At 73.1% G+C, this 15,656-nt stretch carries 15 protein-coding genes and 1 pseudogene; 5 read left to right on the top strand and 11 right to left on the bottom strand.

What is annotated here, in order from left to right:
- Positions 1 to 25: 25 nt before the first annotated feature.
- From ACFYW7_RS27925 to ACFYW7_RS27905, 5 genes are all read right to left on the bottom strand, one after another.
- Positions 26 to 682: a TetR family transcriptional regulator gene (locus ACFYW7_RS27925; protein WP_389507160.1), complete on the bottom strand. Its 657-nt coding sequence runs from the start codon at positions 680 to 682 to the stop codon at positions 26 to 28.
- On the bottom strand, positions 679 to 2,124 hold the full coding sequence (locus tag ACFYW7_RS27920) for an MFS transporter (RefSeq protein WP_389507249.1): 1,446 nt from the start codon (positions 2,122 to 2,124) through the stop codon (positions 679 to 681). The genes ACFYW7_RS27925 and ACFYW7_RS27920 overlap by 4 nt, the downstream gene beginning before the upstream one ends.
- 230 nt (positions 2,125 to 2,354) lie before the next feature.
- Complete coding sequence (locus tag ACFYW7_RS27915; protein WP_389507158.1) at positions 2,355 to 3,557, bottom strand: FAD-dependent monooxygenase; 1,203 nt, start codon at positions 3,555 to 3,557, stop codon at positions 2,355 to 2,357.
- 433 nt (positions 3,558 to 3,990) lie between these two features.
- On the bottom strand, positions 3,991 to 4,698 hold the full coding sequence (locus ACFYW7_RS27910) for a ribonuclease H (protein WP_389507156.1): 708 nt from the start codon (positions 4,696 to 4,698) through the stop codon (positions 3,991 to 3,993).
- Between the two features lie 123 nt (positions 4,699 to 4,821).
- Positions 4,822 to 5,619 carry a VOC family protein gene (locus ACFYW7_RS27905; RefSeq protein WP_389507154.1) on the bottom strand — a complete coding sequence of 266 codons (798 nt, stop codon included), beginning with the start codon at positions 5,617 to 5,619 and terminating at the stop codon, positions 4,822 to 4,824.
- A 159-nt stretch (positions 5,620 to 5,778) separates the two neighbouring features.
- Between ACFYW7_RS27905 and ACFYW7_RS27900 the strand changes: the two are divergent.
- Positions 5,779 to 6,493 (top strand): annotated as a pseudogene (locus ACFYW7_RS27900) (PP2C family protein-serine/threonine phosphatase); the annotation flags it as partial.
- A gap of 24 nt (positions 6,494 to 6,517) precedes the next feature.
- Here ACFYW7_RS27900 and ACFYW7_RS27895 read toward each other — a convergent pair.
- A complete protein-coding gene (locus ACFYW7_RS27895; protein ID WP_389507152.1) occupies positions 6,518 to 6,913 on the bottom strand; it encodes a nitroreductase/quinone reductase family protein in 396 nt (131 codons plus the stop codon).
- A 140-nt stretch (positions 6,914 to 7,053) separates the two neighbouring features.
- On the bottom strand, positions 7,054 to 7,542 hold the full coding sequence (locus ACFYW7_RS27890) for a VOC family protein (RefSeq protein WP_389507150.1): 489 nt from the start codon (positions 7,540 to 7,542) through the stop codon (positions 7,054 to 7,056).
- 211 nt (positions 7,543 to 7,753) lie between these two features.
- Between ACFYW7_RS27890 and ACFYW7_RS27885 the strand changes: the two genes are divergently transcribed.
- The 3 genes from ACFYW7_RS27885 to ACFYW7_RS27875 all read left to right on the top strand — a co-directional run bounded on the left by ACFYW7_RS27885 (position 7,754) and on the right by ACFYW7_RS27875 (position 10,349).
- Positions 7,754 to 8,950: an epoxide hydrolase family protein gene (locus tag ACFYW7_RS27885; protein ID WP_389507148.1), complete on the top strand. Its 1,197-nt coding sequence runs from the start codon at positions 7,754 to 7,756 to the stop codon at positions 8,948 to 8,950.
- A 141-nt stretch (positions 8,951 to 9,091) separates the two neighbouring features.
- Positions 9,092 to 9,745, top strand: a complete 654-nt coding sequence (locus tag ACFYW7_RS27880) for an ATP-dependent Clp protease proteolytic subunit (RefSeq protein WP_389507146.1) — start codon at positions 9,092 to 9,094, stop codon at positions 9,743 to 9,745.
- A gap of 1 nt (position 9,746) precedes the next feature.
- Positions 9,747 to 10,349, top strand: a complete 603-nt coding sequence (locus tag ACFYW7_RS27875; RefSeq protein WP_389507144.1) for a ClpP family protease — start codon at positions 9,747 to 9,749, stop codon at positions 10,347 to 10,349.
- 26 nt (positions 10,350 to 10,375) lie between these two features.
- Here the strand turns inward: ACFYW7_RS27875 and ACFYW7_RS27870 are convergent, their stop codons facing one another.
- A complete protein-coding gene (locus ACFYW7_RS27870) occupies positions 10,376 to 10,879 on the bottom strand; it encodes a helix-turn-helix domain-containing protein (protein WP_389507142.1) in 504 nt (167 codons plus the stop codon).
- 80 nt (positions 10,880 to 10,959) lie between these two features.
- Complete coding sequence (locus ACFYW7_RS27865; protein ID WP_389507141.1) at positions 10,960 to 12,369, bottom strand: DUF6777 domain-containing protein; 1,410 nt, start codon at positions 12,367 to 12,369, stop codon at positions 10,960 to 10,962.
- Between the two features lie 162 nt (positions 12,370 to 12,531).
- Between ACFYW7_RS27865 and ACFYW7_RS27860 the strand changes: the two genes are divergently transcribed.
- Positions 12,532 to 13,824 carry a streptophobe family protein gene (locus tag ACFYW7_RS27860; protein ID WP_389507139.1) on the top strand — a complete coding sequence of 431 codons (1,293 nt, stop codon included), beginning with the start codon at positions 12,532 to 12,534 and terminating at the stop codon, positions 13,822 to 13,824.
- Between the two features lie 49 nt (positions 13,825 to 13,873).
- Here ACFYW7_RS27860 and ACFYW7_RS27855 read toward each other — a convergent pair whose 3' ends face one another.
- Positions 13,874 to 14,869 carry a serine/threonine-protein kinase gene (locus ACFYW7_RS27855; protein WP_389507137.1) on the bottom strand — a complete coding sequence of 332 codons (996 nt, stop codon included), beginning with the start codon at positions 14,867 to 14,869 and terminating at the stop codon, positions 13,874 to 13,876.
- A gap of 34 nt (positions 14,870 to 14,903) precedes the next feature.
- A complete protein-coding gene (locus tag ACFYW7_RS27850; RefSeq protein WP_389507135.1) occupies positions 14,904 to 15,653 on the bottom strand; it encodes a hypothetical protein in 750 nt (249 codons plus the stop codon).
- Positions 15,654 to 15,656 lie beyond the last annotated feature (3 nt).

Raw genomic sequence — 15,656 nt, 5'->3', positions numbered from 1 at the left:
GCCGCTCGCGCGGGGGCCGTACGGCTCACGGCGCGAGCTGGGCCTGCACCGCCGGGGCGTACCGGTCGACGATGGCGTCGATCGAGGTGCCCCGCAGGTGCGCGCCCCGGGCGATCCCGTACATCACGCCGAGACCGAGCAGGGTGCTCACCGCGAGTTCCGCGCGCAGACCGGCGTCCGGTCCGCTCAGCCGCCCGGCGAGACGGTCGCTGACCTGGGTGCGGAAGTTGGCGCGCAGTATGTCGCCCCGCTCCCCCTGGAGCGGGGCGAAGACGATCCGCAGGACGGGATCGGCGCCGCGCTGGGTCTGGCCTTCGAGGAGGTGGCGGACCATGTGCCGGCCGAGTTCCTCCAGCGGGGCGTCCAGCAGGGCGTCGGCGTCGGACTCGAAGGACATCACCCGGGCGAAGAGCGCGTCCTTGTTGCCGAAGTACTTGAGGACCAGGGGCGCGCTCACCCCGGCCCGGTCGGCGACCGCCTTGAGGGTGATGTCCGCGTGGGCGTGCCGGGCCAGCAGGTACCGGGCGGCGCGCAGGATCGCCGCCCTGCTCGCCTCGGCGTCACGGCGGGGTGCGGTGGGAGCCGCCCCCCGGTGCGACGGATCGGCGGCCAGCCGCTCGCCGGGCTCCGGCACGGCCGGGGACGCCGTGAGACCGGAGGGGGGAGTGGTCACGGTGCTCATGCTCCTTCGAGGGCCTCGTCGCGGGGCGCGCCGGTACGGGTGCCGGAACGCGGCGCCTCGCGGGAGCCGCGGTCGGTGGGTATGGACAGGGCGGCCGCGCAGGCCACCAGAGCGACCGTACCCGCCATCGCGAAGGCGAGGAGATAGCCGTGCAGGGTGGGCACCGGGGCTCCCGAGACCAGGCTCGTGTGATGCACCAGCACGGCGGCCACGGCCGCACTGCACACGGCCTGCCCGATGGTGCGCATCAGGACGTTGACGCCGTTGGCCGACGCGGTCTGCCCGGCCGGGACCGCGTGCAGGATCAGGGTGGGCAGGGCGGAGTAGGCGAAGGTGGTGCCGATGGCGCAGACCGTCGCACCCAGGATGATCATCCACAGTTCGCGGCTGTCCAGGATCCGCAGGGCGTAACCGGAGGCGATGATCGCCGCGCCGAGCGCCAGCGTCACCCGGGGACCGCGGGCCGCCGATATGCGCGCCGAGACCGGCGACAGCAGCAGCATCGTCACCCCGCCGGGCAGCAGGCACAGACCGGTGGCCACGATGGACAGCCCGAGCCCGTAGCCGGTCTCCGTGGGCGCCTGCACCAGCTGCGCCGTGACCAGCGAGTTGCCGTAGAAGGCGAACCCGGTCAGGAGCGCGGCGATGTGCGGCAGGGCGACGCGCGGGCGGGCCGCCAGCCTCAGGTCGACAAGGGGGCGCTCGGCACGCAGCTGCTGTCGCCACCACAGCGCGAGCACGGCGACGCAGGCGGCGAACAGTCCGAGGATCTCCGGGCTGGTCCAGCCCCAGGTGCCGCCCTGCGACACCGCGAGCAGCAGACACACCAGTCCGGCGGCCAGGCCCAGCGCGCCCAGGGTGTCGAAGCGGCCCGGCTCCCGGACGGGCGACTCGCGCACCGCCCACCAGGCCAGCGCGAGCCCGACGACACCGAGCCCGGTGGTGGCCCAGAACATGACGTGCCAGTCGGCGTACTGCACGAGGAGGGCGGCGAGGGGCAGTCCCAGGGCCGCGCCGATGCCCACGGTGGAACTCATCAGCGATACGGCGGAACCCGTGCGCTCCGGCGGCAGTTCGTCACGCAGGATGCTGATCGACAGCGGGACGACGGCGGCCGCCGCGCCCTGCAGGGCGCGCGCCACGATCAGCACCCCGATGTCCGACGTGAGCGCGCACATCAGCGAGCCGAGGGTCATCAGTCCGAGGGCCATGAGCAGCACGCGACGCTTGCCGTACATGTCTCCGGCGCGGCCCAGGACGGGGGTCAGCACCGCTCCGGCGAGCAGGGTCGCCGTCACCGTCCAGGAGACGGCGCCCGGGGAGGCGCCGGTCAGCCGTGGCAGGTCGGGCAGCAGGGGGACGACCACCGTCTGCATGACGGCCATGAGGATCCCGCCGAACGCCAGGACGGGAATCGCGAGCCGCTCGCGCAGGGCCGCCATCGGCACTCCAGAAGTAGACACGAAGAAAGAGGTGAATGACAATTCACCCTACTGGTGAATTGTCATTCACCCCAAGCGGGGTCCGCTTCTCACGAGGTCGCCGACATGGCGCGCGGGCCCGCGCGCCGCACCTGCGCCGACGCCGACGCCGTCGAGGCTCCGCCGCCTCCGCCTCCGCCTCTCCCGAGCCCGGAGACAGGCCCGTCTCGGGGCTGTCTCCGCAATGCTCCCTAGCGGTGCGATCGGGCCTGGACGCCGCGTGCCACCCTCGGTCCCAGCCAGCGCTTGAGGCGGCGCAGCACCTCCAGCCGTCCGGCGGCGCGGTCGATCCGGTAGTACAGCTGTGGTGGCACGTACGGCAGCAGCGGCGAGTGCCGTTGTCCGAGCAGGGCGAACATCTGCGCCGGAGGAAGGCGGATGTAGCGCGGCAGGTTCTCGTACCACTGCGCGCTGTGGCGGGCCGCGCTCTGCACCGGGAGGAGTGCCGCCCTGCGCTCCCGCTCGTACCGGGTGAGGGCGGTTTCGAGGTCCGTGTCCTCCCGCAGCGCCCCGGCCAGGGCGATGGCGTCCTCCAGGGCGAGGGTCGTGCCCGCGCCGATGGAGTAGTGGGTCGTGTGGGCGGCGTCGCCGAGCAGGACGAGATTGCCGCGGTGCCAGGTCCGGTTGGTCAGGGTCCGGAACCGGAGCCACTGGGCGGCGCCGTCCGGCTGCGCCCGGCCGATCAGCTCGTGCCCGTCCAGCAGGTCGGCGAAGAGTTTCTCCAGCAGGGCGAGACCGTCGGGTTCGCTCGCTCCGTCGAGCCCGAGGCCGGTCCACGTCTCCGGCGAGCACTCCACCACGAGGGTGCTGTGGTCGTCCCCGAACCGGTAGGCGTAGCACCAGATCCAGCCGTGGTCCGTCTCCACGAAGGAGAACGTGAAGGAGTCGAAGACCTTGGTGGTGCCGAGCCAGACGTAGTAGTTGCGCCCCGTCTCGATCTCGCTGCCGAAATGGTCGGCGTGACGCTCGCGCAGGGCGCTGTTGACTCCGTCCCCGGCCACGACGAGATCGGCGTCGGGCAGCCGGTCGGCGGCGATCTCCCGCTCGTACTCGACGCGGACGCCGAGGGAGCGGGCCCGCTCGGCCAGCAGGTCGAGCATCCGGCGGCGGCCGATGCCGAACCCCTCGTCGCCGGGGTGCACGGTCGCCCGGCCGCCCACATGGGCGACCCCGTCGTTCCAGCTCACCGAGTTCTCGCTGACGGCGCGCGCGGACTCGGGATCGCCCTCGCGCAGTTTGTCGAGCAGGCCCGCCCAGTAGGTGACGCCCCAGCCGTAGGTCGATCCGGCCGGGTTCCGTTCGTGGACGGTGATGTCATGGGACGGGTCCTGGAGCTTCATCAGGATCGAGAAGTACAGGCTTGCGGGTCCGCCACCGACGCACGCGATCTTCACGCGCACTCCCCTATGTTGCACAGTGCGGTCAGTTGATCACTAAGAGTAGCAGGGGTGACGGCCGGGAAATCACGCCCGAGCGCACGCCTGAACCGCCGCCGGGCCATGGCGTCGCAGGACGGGGTGCGAGGCGGGACGGGGCGGGGCGGGCGGGCGGAGCGGGGCGAGGCGGGGCACGGCTGTGCGGGACATGGGGGCGCGGGACATGGGGGCGTGGGCCAGCGCCTCGACGGTTTCGCCTTCGCCTCGGAGGCGGGGAGTGTCAGCCCGTAGCACCGGTCGCACGTCTGTCCGAACAGACGGCCGTGGACCTCGACGGGGCGACCGGACCCCGGAACGGCACACGCGCGGAGGGGCGCGCCGTCACGGGCGTCCGATCATGGGTGGGCCGGTGGGCCGGGACGGGTGGGCAGGGACGGGGAACGCGGGAGCGTCAGGCGCCGTCCGGCTGCTCGGTCCGGCACTCGGGGTGGCCCCAGCCCTGGGCGTTCTTGGCGATCAGCTCGCCCGCGGCGTAGGAACGGCCGCACACGCAGCGGCCCGGGAACTTGGCCTTGAGCGTACGGGCGGCCGCGCCCTGGCGTGGCGCCTTGGCGGGTGCGCGGCGGCGCGAGACTCCGGAGGGCGCGGGGGTGTCGGGCGACGCGGGCGGCTCCGGGGACCCGAGGTCGCTGCCCGCGGGCCGCTGGACGACCGCGGCCTGGCTGGCGGCACGGTCGGCGAAATCGTTCAGCCGGTCGCCGTCGACCTGGTGCGCGGGGACGTAGCGGAACTCCACGGTGCGGCCGCCGAGGAGTTCGTCGATGCGGGCGACGAGTTCCTGGTTGGCGACCGGCTTGCCCGCGGCCGTCTTCCAGCCCTTGCGCTTCCAGCCCGGCAGCCAGGTCGTGACGGCCTTCATCGCGTACTGGGAGTCCATCCGGATCTCCAGCGGCACGTCCGGCGCGATCGCCGTCAACAGGCGTTCCAGCGCGGTCAGTTCAGCGACGTTGTTGGTCGCGGTGCCCAGCGGTCCCGCCTCCCAGCGGGTCGGGGTCTCGTCCCCGTCGGCGACGACCCAGGCCCATCCGGCGGGTCCCGGGTTTCCCTTCGAAGCCCCGTCACAGGCGGCCACAACGCGTTCAGGCATGACCCCGATCATGCCACGCCCGGGCAGGGCCGCGGCCCACGGGGCGCGGGCTCACCACACTCCGCAGGAGCCCGCGCCGCGCACCCCGTCGACGCCGGGCGCCTTCCTCACCGGCGGCGTCCCACGAGCCGGCTCTCAGGACACGTCAGTCATCGTGGGCATCTCGCCCTGGGTCGTCTTCAGGTCGATGACCGAGAACGACGCGCCCTGCGGGTCGCTCAGCGCGGCGAACCGGCCGAACGGGCTGTCCATCGGCCCGAAGCGCAGGACCCCGCCGCGCGCGGTCGCCTTCGCCACCGCCTCGTCGCAGTTCTCGACGGCGAAGTAGACGTTGACGTACGAGGGCACCTCGGGCGGGAACTCGTCCGTCATCCTCATCCGCCCGAGGACCGGGTTCCCGCCGACGCTGAAGATGCGGAAGTCGACGTTGTCGTCCTGCACCTGCTGGGCGCCGAAGGGGAAGACGGCCGGGAAGAACGGGTCGGACTTCTCGGGCTCACGGGTGAAGACCTCGGCCCAGGCGTACGCGCCGGGCTCTCCGGGCGACTCGAAGCCCTCGTGGACGCCCGCCTGCCAGACGCCGAACACGGCCCCGCCGGGGTCCCGGGCCAGGGCCATGGTGCCGAACTCGCCGACCTTCATCGGCTCCATCAGCACCTCGCCGCCGTTGGCCTTGATCTTCTCGGCGGTCGCGGCGGCGTCGGGCGACGCCAGGTACAGACACCAGGCGGACTGGCCCTCCTGCCCGGGCATCGGCGGTACGACGGCGGCCACCGCCTTGCCGCCCGAGTAGGCCTGCGTGTAGTTGCCGTACTCCGAGGACGCCTCGCCGAACGTCCAGCCGAGCACGTCCCCGTAGAAACTCTTGGCTCCTTCGACATCGCTGAACATCGCGTCCGCCCAGCAGGGCGTTCCTTCAGGCTGTACGGCCATGACCCGACCTTCTCCTCCGGTGAACGGTTGCGCTGTTCACGCTAGCCAGCCTTCGGGCGGGTCGCGCGCCGAGGCGCGGGCGCCCGGCGGCACCGCGAGCGGGCGGCCCGGCGCGGCGTCCGCGTCACGGGGAACGCCGGGCCGGCATGCGGGTGAGCCGTCCGCGGCACGGTGCTGGACCTCCAGCGGGCCCTGCTCGCCGAACCCGGCCGCCCCATCCGGACCTCGACCTCGCCACCCGCTGTCTGCCGGCCGGGCGCAGCGCCCTGGTGGGCGGGGACCGGTTCGAGACCGTACGGCTGCACTCCGGCAGGACGCTGCTGGTCGTGGGCGACGTGACGGGCCACGGTCCGGACGCGGCGGTGGACATGAACGCGTACCGCTCGATGCTGCGGTACGTCGCCTCCACGGACCTGCCGCCCCACCGGGTGCTGCGCCGACTCGACGCGGCGGTCGCCGAGGACGGCACCCGGCGTCCGGCCACCTGTGTACTCGTCCGGGTCGATCCGGCCCGCGGCACCGCGGCGATCGCGGGCGCCGGTCATCTCCCGCCGGCCCTGTTCGCCGGGGACGGCTCCGGCGAACTGCTGCCCCTGCCGGTCGGTCCGCCGCTGGGCACCGGGGTGGGCGGGTACGAGCAGGTCACGCTCGGCCTCACCCCCCAGGACACCCTGGTGATGTTCACCGACGGTCTCGTGGAGCGCCGTGGCGAGGACATCGACGTGTCGCTGGCGAAGCTGGCCGCGCCGCGTCTGCCGCGGGGGGCGTGGACGACCTGCTGGACGAGGTGCTCGTCCGGCTCGACGCCCTGCACGCGAAGGACGACGTGGCGGTGCCGGCGGCCCGGATCCGTCCCCGGAACCACCAGGTCTGAGGCCCGTCCGCGCGACGGACGCGGTCAGTCGGCGAGGTCGACGCGCACCGTGGTGAGGGCGGCGCCGATCATGCGGACGGCGGCGCTGTTGAACCGCGGGAGGCTCTTCAGCCGGGCCCGGGCGTCGTCGTCGCGCAGCACGTGGGCGGTGCCGGTGTACCAGCGCCCGCCGACCCGGACGCGGACCTCCGGATCGGCGAGGATGTTGCGGACGTACTGGGACCGCTCGCCGAACTCGGAGACGAACCAGAACTGCCGGCCGACGAGCCGGCCCCCGACGGGTGTCCGGCGCGGCCGGCCCGAGACGCGGCCGGTGGTCTCGACGAGCGTCTGCGTCGGCAGCCGCCTGACGAGCGGATTGCCGATCCGTCGCTGGAACGCCGTGAACGTCCGGTACTTCAGCTCGTGGTAGCGCGTCACGTCTGGTCCTCCCCTGGGCCGTCGAACGCCATTCTGCTGGGCCCAGGACACCGTGGCGGCACCGCCCCACCGTTCCGGGAAGGGGGCCGGCCGCGCGCACGCCACCGGCCGCGCGCGCGGACCCCCCGGGGTGCGTACGCCTACGCCTGCTCCCCCGCGTACGCCTGCTCCAGGGCCGCGATGTCCAGCTTCGACATCCGCAGCATCGCCCGCGTCGTACGGGCCGCCTTGTCCGGGTCCGGGTCCGCGATCAGGTCGATGAGCCGGGAGGGCACGACCTGCCAGGACAGTCCGTACTTGTCCTTGACCCAGCCGCAGGGCCCCGCCTCGCCGCCGTCCTCGACGAACCTGTCCCAGTAGTGGTCCACCTCCGCCTGGTCGGCGCAGTGGATCTGGAAGGAGATCGCCTCGTCGAAGGTGAACTGCGGCCCGCCGTTGAGCGCGACGAACTTCTGGCCGTTGGCCACGAAGTCGACGGCAAGGACCGATCCGGCGGGGCCGGGGCCGGCCTCGGTGTAACGGCCCACCCGGCCGAGCCGGGAGTCCTTGAAGATCGAGACGTAGTAGTGCGCGGCCTCCTCGGCCTGGCCGTCGAACCACAGGCAGGTGGTGAAACCGTCGGCGGACATGGGTACCTCCTCGGACAGGGAACGTCGTCACTTCTGTCGACCGATCCTCGTCCGGAAACTCATCTGTCGCGCGCGCACGACCGCTCCCGCGACGACCGGTGGCCACCGCTCCACCGGGCCCTACCGCCGGGTGGCAGCGGGCCCGCCGGGCGTCCCGGCCACGGAGAATCCCCTGCCGGACGCGGCCGGCGCGGAGTTAGCATCCGCGGACATGAACCTCACCGACATCCCCGGCGTCCGTCCGTTCCGCGTCGACTTCCCGCAGAGCGACCTGGACGACCTGCACCGACGTCTCGACCACACCCGCTGGCCCGACGAACTGCCCGGAGTGGGCTGGGCCTACGGGGTCCCGAAGGCCTATCTCCAGGACCTCGTCCGGTACTGGCGGCACACGTACGACTGGCACGCCGCGCAGGAACGCCTCAACGCCTGGCCGCAGTTCACCACCGAGATCGACGGGGCACGCCTGCACTTCGCCCACATCCGGTCACCGGAGCCGACCGCGACACCGCTGATCATCACGCACGGCTGGCCCGGTTCGATCGCCGAATTCACCGACGTCGTCGGCCCGTTGACCGACCCACGGGCCCACGGCGGCGATCCGGCCGACGCCTTCCATCTGGTCGTGCCGAGCATCCCCGGATTCGGGCTCTCGGGTCCCACCCGGGACACCGGATGGGAGTTCACCCGGGTCGCCGCCGCGTTCGCCGAGCTGATGGAACGCCTCGGCCACCGGAACTACGGTGCGCAGGGCGGGGACTGGGGCGGGGCCGTCTCGCGCGAACTGGGGCGGGCCCACCCCGACCGGGTGATCGGGGTCCACCTCAACCTGCTGCCCGGCTCCTCCGCCGTCACCGAGCCGACGCCCGGGGAACTGGCCGCGCTGACCCCGGACGAACGCGAGCGCCACCTGACCTCCTGGCGCAGGGGCCAGGAGTGGAACCGTGAGGAATCCGGCTACGCGGCGATCCAGTCGACCCGGCCGCAGACGCTCGCCTACGCCCTCACCGACTCACCGGTCGGTCAACTCGCCTGGATCGCGGAGAAGTTCCGGCAGTGGACGGACTCGGTGGACCGTCCCGAGGATGCCGTCGACCGCGATCTGCTGCTGACCAACGTGATGCTGTACTGGCTGACCGGCACGGCCGGATCGTCCGCGCGGATCTACTACGAGCGCGCCCACGCCGACTACTGGGGCACACCGCCCGGGCCGTCGACCGCCCCGACCGCGCTGGCCGTCTTCCCCGAGGAGAACTTCGTCCCGTTGCGCCATGTCGCCGAACGCACCGACAACATCGTGCGCTGGACGGAGTTCGACCGGGGCGGTCACTTCGCAGCGATGGAGGAACCGGACCTGCTGGTCGCGGACATCCGGGCGTTCTTCCGAGGACTCCGCGCGAGCGCCTGAGGGTCCGGGCGGCGGGCCCCCGCGGCCCGCGCTCTGCCCACGGCGAATCTGCTGTCGGCCGAGAAATCCCGACCGGCGCCGTCGACGGACCGAGAGTGGAGTCGGCGGCGGACTCCTGCCGCGTCACGACCAGGAGGACCCATGACTCTTCTCATCACCGGCCGGTATCCGGACCGCATTCCACGGGCCGAGGAGGACGGCACCCCGGCGACCCGCTTCGACGACCATCTGGCGGCCCAGCTGCTCGCGCAGCGGATCGTCCTGCTCGGCACCCAGGTCGACGAGGTCTCCGCGAACCGGGTCTGCGCCCAGCTCCTCCTGCTGTCCGCCGAGGACGCCCGCACCGACATCAGCCTCTACATCAACAGCCCCGGCGGATCGGTGACGGCGGGCCTCGCCATCTACGACACCATGCGGCTGATCCCCAACGACGTCTCCACGCTCGCGATGGGATTCGCGGCCAGCATGGGGCAGTTCCTGCTCAGTGTGGGGACTCGGGGAAAGCGCTTCGCGCTGCCGAACGCGCGGATCATGATGCATCAGCCTTCCGCCGGTATCGGCGGCTCGGCCGCCGACATCGAGATCCAGGCGCAGAACCTCGAGTTCACCAAGCGGGCCATCGAACGGATCACCGCGGAACACACCGGCCAGAGCGAGGAGACGATCTCCCGGGACGGCGACCGCGACCGCTGGTTCACGGCCGAACAGGCGAGGGAGTACGGCATGGTGGACCGCGTCGTGGAATCGCTCGACGACGTCCGCCCGGCCGCGTCACGGCGACGGATGGGGCTCTGACATGGCCGCGTACACGATTCCGAACGTCGTCGAGCGGACCCCGCAGGGCGAGCGGTCGTACGACGTCTTCAGCCGGCTGCTCGCGGAGCGGATCATCTTCCTCGGCACGGAGATCGACGACGGTGTGGCCAACGTGGTCATCGCGCAACTCCTCCATCTGGAGTCGGCGAGCCCGGAGAGCGAGATCGCGATCTACATCAACTCGCCCGGCGGCTCGTTCACCTCGCTGATGGCGATCTACGACACGATGACCTTCGTGCGGGCGCCGATCTCGACGTTCTGCGTCGGGCAGGCCGCCTCCACGGCCGCGGTGCTGCTGGCCGGGGGCGATCCCGGACGGCGCTTCGTGCTGGAGCACGCGCGGGTGCTGCTCGGCCAGCCGGCGAGCGGTGGGCGTCAGGGCACGGTGTCGGACCTCAGCGTCCAGGCCAAGGAGATGCTCCGCATCCGCTCGCAGGTCGAGGAGGTCCTCGCCCGGCACACCCTCCACGACATCGCCACCCTGCGGGCGGACATGGACCGCGACAAGATCTTCACCGCGCGCGAGGCCGTGGCGTACGGGCTCGCGGACGAGGTCCTGAGCCGCCGTCTCGCCGTGGCCTGACCGCGGTCGTGACGCGGGCCGGCCGGTCAGGCCGCCAGGCAGATTCCGTCGTGGCGCGAGGTGGGGGTCGAGGTCGACGAGACCGAACGGCCCGGGCCGGATCCGGCGCGGGCGCGCCGGGCCGGCTCGTGCCGGGCCAGTTCGTGCCGGGCCAGTTCGTGCCGGGCGAGGGTGAGCAGGTCGGTGAGGCCGAGGCCGAGGGCGCGCGCGGCGGCGGCGAGGACCTCCGAGGAGGCCTCCTTGCGGCCGCGCTCCACCTCGGAGAGGTAGGGCATGGAGATCCGGGCCGCGTCGGCCACGTCCTTCAACGTGCGCTCCTGCGCCAGCCGTTCGCGGCGCAGCACGTCACCGACGAGGTCGCGCCACAACGGTTCCCTGTCCGTGGGGACCGGGGACGCGGGGGCCGCCGGTCCCCGGCCGGCCGCACGGCGTACCGGGGCGGGGGCCACCCCGGTGGTCCCGGAGGGAGCGGGCGCCGCCACCGGGCGCAGCGGGATGACGCGGGCTTCGTTCTGCACGTGGTCGCTCACCTCTTCAGCCTAGAAGGGCTCGGCCGTAACGGAAGGGACCGGCGTTCCGCTCTCGGTGAATCCTGCGTCGCACCGGCGTCTCAGAGCTCCGGGGAGGACCCAGCGGAACGCGGCGCGCCGTTCGTGGACGCCTCGGAGGAGAGGGCGGAGGAGGACTCCGACCGGGTCGTCCCGCCCTCGGAAGCCGGACCCGAGGCCGGGGCCGAATCGGACGCCGGGGCCGAATCCGAGGCCGGGGCGGAATCGGAGGCCGGGGCGGAACCGGAGGCGGGCGCCGACTCGGTCGCCGTGGACGGCGGTTCGCTGGACGGGGTCGAGGGTTCCGAGGAGGACGGCGCGGAGGAGGAAGAGGAGGAGGACGTCGAGGGTGACGCGCTCTCGGACGAGGCCGAGGTCGACGGGCACGCGCTGCCGTGGGCCGGCTTCGTACCGTCGGACGAGGAGTCGCACGGCGACTCGGAACCCGAGACACTCACCGACGGCGAGGGGCTCACCGGGGGGTGCGTCTTCTTGTCCTTGTGCGTGTTGTCTCCCCGGTGCCGGGCGATCCACTCGTCGTGATCCGGGTCGAAGATGACGAACACGTCGATGACCGTCGTCGAGGGCGCGACGACCACGACGTTCTGCGGGCGGTACGAGGGCCACGAGTCGCCGGTCGGCTTGGGGGTGCCGTTCTGCGGGACCGGCTTGAGCAGCGGGTTGCCGCACGCGCAGCGCACCCGGGGCACACCGCGGGCGTCCACGAGGACCGCGGTGCCCGCCTGGAGGACCGCCTGATAGCTGGTGGCCGCGCCGTTGCGGTAGCCGTGGTTGGTGACACGGGTGTCCATGCGCAGTTGTACGGGCGTCAGGGAGCGCAGGTACGCGGGGACCGCGTCGGGCTGGATGCCCTCCACGGAGGCGAACGCCTTGTTCTTCGAGGGTTCCGCCCGGAGCGCGTCGATCTGCTTCTCCACGTCGCAGCTGGAGACGTTGCGGGTGCCGCCGTAGAGGCCGGGCGCGGATCCGTCCACCGCGCGGGTCGCGTTGGCGGGCGCCGACGCGGCCGGTGACGCGGGGGCCTGCGGCTCGGTGGAACTGTCGTTGGCCGTCGACTCGGTGAACGGGTCGGGCCCCGTCTTGCTCGCGGACTGCAGGAACACCTCGCCCCCGGCGTTCTTGCTCCCGCCGCCGTTGTTGGTGAAGACCAGGCCCAGGATGACGGCCGCCGCCACGACACCGGTGATCAGCGCGACCCGTGGGGCCGACCGCCACCAGGGGCGCTCGGGTCCGCCGCCCGCCCGCCCGGGCCCGCCCGCTCCACCGCCGGGCCCGGAGGGACCACCGCCGCCGCCCGGACCACCGGATCCGCCGCCCGCGCCGGACGCTCCGCCGGGCGGACCGGCGGGCGGGTGGGCGACGGGCTGGGTCGGGCTCGGCTGCGACGGGCCCGACAGGGGGCCCGAAGGCGGTCCGGTGGGGCGGCCGGAGGACGGCGGTTCGACGCTCACGAGCTCTTCTTCCCGCTGGAGGGATGCCACGGCACTCGGTCGCTCTGTGCCGATTTCTTCCACAACAGACCCATTGTGTGCATCGGTTCGGCACCGCCCGCAAGCCGACGCGGTCGGCCCTCCCGAGGGGCGGAGCCGGTCCGCGCTGCTTAGCGTGGCAGCGTGAGTCCCCAGACACCGTCCGACCGGCCGGGCCACCCCGGCGGTACCCGTCCGACCGCCCGTCACGGCTGGGTCCAGGCCCTCGTGACCGTACTGGCCGGGCTGGTCCTGATGATCGTGGTCGCCGCCCTGGGTCTCTGGGCGTCCGGCGCCACCGACCTTCCCGACAACGCCTATCCCCGCGTGGTCGCGGCCACCGTCGTGACGGCGGTCGGCGGCACGATCGAGCTCACGGGCGACGCGGGAGCCATCGCCTCGACCAAGGCGGGCCTGACGGTGATCCCCCTGTCCGTGACGCTGGCCGGTGCTCTCGTGCTCGGGGCCGGATTCCTGCGGCCCCTGCGCCATCGGGCCGTCGCCGGCGCGCCGGAACTGGCCGGGTGGGCCGGGCGCGTCGCCCTCCTGTGGCTGCTCGCCCTCATCGGGCCGGCGGTCGTGGCCCGCCAGAACTTCACCGTCGATCTCGGGGACGGCACGATCGGCGCCATCGGGGACCTGTTCGGCGCAACGCCCGAGGTGGGTTTCCGCGCCGACGTGGCCCAGACGCTGGTCTTCGGCGTGCTCTGGCTCCTGGGCGTGCTGGTGATCGCCCTGCTGGTCTCGCGGGGCGCGCCGCTGCCCGCCCGGCTGCTGCGCTTCCAGGAGTCGGTACGGCCGGCCGCGTACGCCATGGTGGTCCTGCTGCTCGCGTGCGTCGCCCTCGGGGTGGTGATCGGGCTGGTGGTGGCGGCGACGCGCGGGCATGTGGCCGAGACGTTCGCCGTGATGCTCCTCGGCCTCCCCAACGTCGTGTGGTTCGCGTTCACCGTCGGACTGGGCGCCACCTGGAACGGGCGCGTGGACGGGCCGTTCGGGCTGCCGATGCCCCATCTGCTCGACGAGGTGCTGCGCACCCCGGACGTCTCCGCGGTCAATCTCGGCAGCCTCGCCGACCACGACGGCAGGATCTGGTGGCTGGTGGTCGTCGACGCCGTCCTGCTGCTCGGGGCGGCGTTCCTGATGGCGGCCCGCTCGCCGGCCCGGACGCGGGCCTGGCAGCACGCGCTCCACATGGCCGTCGCGCTCGCGCTGACGGTGCTCATGATCTGTCTCCTCGGCCGGATCTCGGCGCACTACGGTCTGTCGATCCTCGGCCTCGGTGACGTCGGCGGCGGGCTGAACGGCGTGATCTTCCTGAAGCCCCAGGTGTGGGGGGCCCTCGGCTTCGCCGTGCTGTGGGGGCTGGTCACCGGCTTCCTCGGCGCCCTCCTGGCCCGGCGGGTCCGCCGCCGGGGCGAGGTCGCGCCCCGCTGACCCCGGATCCCGCCGGACCGCCACCGCGGGCGTGCCACCGCGGCCGCGCTCAGTTCCGGAACACCGGCCGGGCCCAGAGCGGCGGTTCCGGCGGCGGCCCGGGCCGCCCGGAGGGTGGGGTTTCGTCCGCCCTCGACCGGGTGCCGCCGGTGACGGGCCCGTGCGCGGCGATCCGCAGCGCGCTCACGAACGACAGACAGGAGTCGTAGCGGTCGTCGGGGCTCTTGGACAGCGCCTTCGCGAGGACCGCGTCGACCGTGTCCGGGATGTCGGGGCGCTTCGTGGTCAGGGCGGGCGGCTGGTCGTACTGGTGGGCCCACAGCAGGGCCATGTCGTCGTCGCGCTGGAAGGGCGGCCGGCCCGCCATCGTCTCGTAGACGACACAGCCGAGGCTGTACACGTCGCAGCGGCCGTCCACCGGTTTGCCGGAGATCTGCTCCGGCGCCACGTAGTCGAGCGTGCCGACGAACTGCCCGACGCTCGTGAACCCGGTCAGCGACAGGGACTTCTTCGTCAGCCCGAAGTCGGTGAGGTAGACGTGTTCGGGGTGATCGCTGTCGGTGCCCTGGGCGACCAGGATGTTGCCGGGTTTCACGTCCCGGTGCACCAGGCCGTGGTCGTGGGCCGCGTCGAGGGCCGAGGCGACCTGGAGCGCGATCCGGGCGGCCACGGTGACCGACAGCGGCCCCTCGCGGTCGAGGAGATGGCGCAGGTCGCGCCCCGCGACGTACCGCATGGCGATGTAGAGGACGCCGTCCGTCTCGCCCGCCTCGAAGACCGGGACGATGTGCGGGTGGTCGATCGCGGCGGCCACCCGCGACTCGTGGGTGAAGCGGCCGCGGAAGGTGTCGTTGCGGGCGAGTTCCGGGGCGAGCAGCTTGAGGGCGACGGTGCGGTCCAGGCGCAGGTCCTTGGCCTGGTAGACGACGGCCATGCCGCCTCGGCCGATCTCGCGCTCGATCCGGTAGCCCGCGATCTGCCGTCCGATCAGGTCGGACGGCCGCCCCGCGAACATGCTGGCGTCGCGCCGGGACCCGTCGTCCATCAGCCGTCACCCCGGTCGCGTCCGGAGCGGTCCATCACTCCTCGCCCCGGTCGTCACCGTCGAAGGTGACCAGGCGGGTGGGTTCGTGGCCGCGGGGAGGCCCGTCGGCGGGGCCGCCGGGGGTGACCTCCTCCACGGCCCTGGTCAGGTCCTGCTCGTGCTCGTGGTGCTTTTGGCCCGGCCCCCGCTCCGAGGCCCGGTCCCGCCCTCGCTCCTGTTCCTGTTCCTGCGACGGGCTCGGGTCCGGCACCTCGGGGGGACGCGCGGGCTCCGGGCGGACCGGCTCCTGCCGCGCGGCCGAGGGGGTGCGCTCGGCCGCGAACGTGCTCAGCCGCGTCCCGTCGCAGTACACCCACCGCTCGTGCTCGGCGTCGTAGAGCCACAACGACTCGCCGTCGACGACCAGCCCGATCCGGCGGCCCTGCGTCCGGGCGCGGAAGGCCTCTCCGTCGAGCCGCCCGGACGCCAGTTCCTCGGCACCCTTGCGGTAGGCGACGAGAGCCTCCTCGGCGCGGGCCAGCAGCGGGCGCGGATCGGCGGTGCGGGCGAGCGGGCTGGTCGCCGCCGGCGGTCCCTGCGGTACGGCGACCAGCAGGCGCCCGTCGACCCAGGCCGACCAGCCGTTCGCGCAGACGACCCGCCCCCAGTCACCGAGCCGGTCCGCCAGTTCGACCGGCAGCAGCGCGTCGAGGGGCGCGGTGGGCCGGGACGGGTCCGGCGTCTCCCAGGCGGGCAGCCCGTCCCGCGGAACGACGTGGGTGGGGCGGAAGTCGGGGCTCGTCACCGG

The organism is Streptomyces sp. NPDC002580, assembly GCF_042889485.1.
Taxonomy (GTDB): Bacteria; Actinomycetota; Actinomycetes; order Streptomycetales; family Streptomycetaceae; genus Streptomyces.
The sequence above is the reverse complement of the archived record's forward strand: the minus strand, read 5'-3'. Positions and strand labels throughout refer to the sequence as shown.

Excerpts from the sequence above, each read along its gene's own strand:
- ACFYW7_RS27925 (WP_389507160.1), bottom strand. The coding sequence starts at position 682 with ATGAGCACCGTGACCACTCCCCCCTCCGGTCTCACGGCGTCCCCGGCC.
- ACFYW7_RS27920 (WP_389507249.1), bottom strand. The coding sequence starts at position 2,124 with ATGGCGGCCCTGCGCGAGCGGCTCGCGATTCCCGTCCTGGCGTTCGGC.
- ACFYW7_RS27910 (WP_389507156.1), bottom strand. The coding sequence starts at position 4,698 with ATGATCGGGGTCATGCCTGAACGCGTTGTGGCCGCCTGTGACGGGGCT.
- ACFYW7_RS27905 (WP_389507154.1), bottom strand. The coding sequence starts at position 5,619 with ATGGCCGTACAGCCTGAAGGAACGCCCTGCTGGGCGGACGCGATGTTC.
- ACFYW7_RS27890 (WP_389507150.1), bottom strand. The coding sequence starts at position 7,542 with ATGTCCGCCGACGGTTTCACCACCTGCCTGTGGTTCGACGGCCAGGCC.
- ACFYW7_RS27885 (WP_389507148.1), top strand. The coding sequence starts at position 7,754 with ATGAACCTCACCGACATCCCCGGCGTCCGTCCGTTCCGCGTCGACTTC.
- ACFYW7_RS27880 (WP_389507146.1), top strand. The coding sequence starts at position 9,092 with ATGACTCTTCTCATCACCGGCCGGTATCCGGACCGCATTCCACGGGCC.
- ACFYW7_RS27875 (WP_389507144.1), top strand. The coding sequence starts at position 9,747 with ATGGCCGCGTACACGATTCCGAACGTCGTCGAGCGGACCCCGCAGGGC.
- ACFYW7_RS27855 (WP_389507137.1), bottom strand. The coding sequence starts at position 14,869 with ATGGACGACGGGTCCCGGCGCGACGCCAGCATGTTCGCGGGGCGGCCG.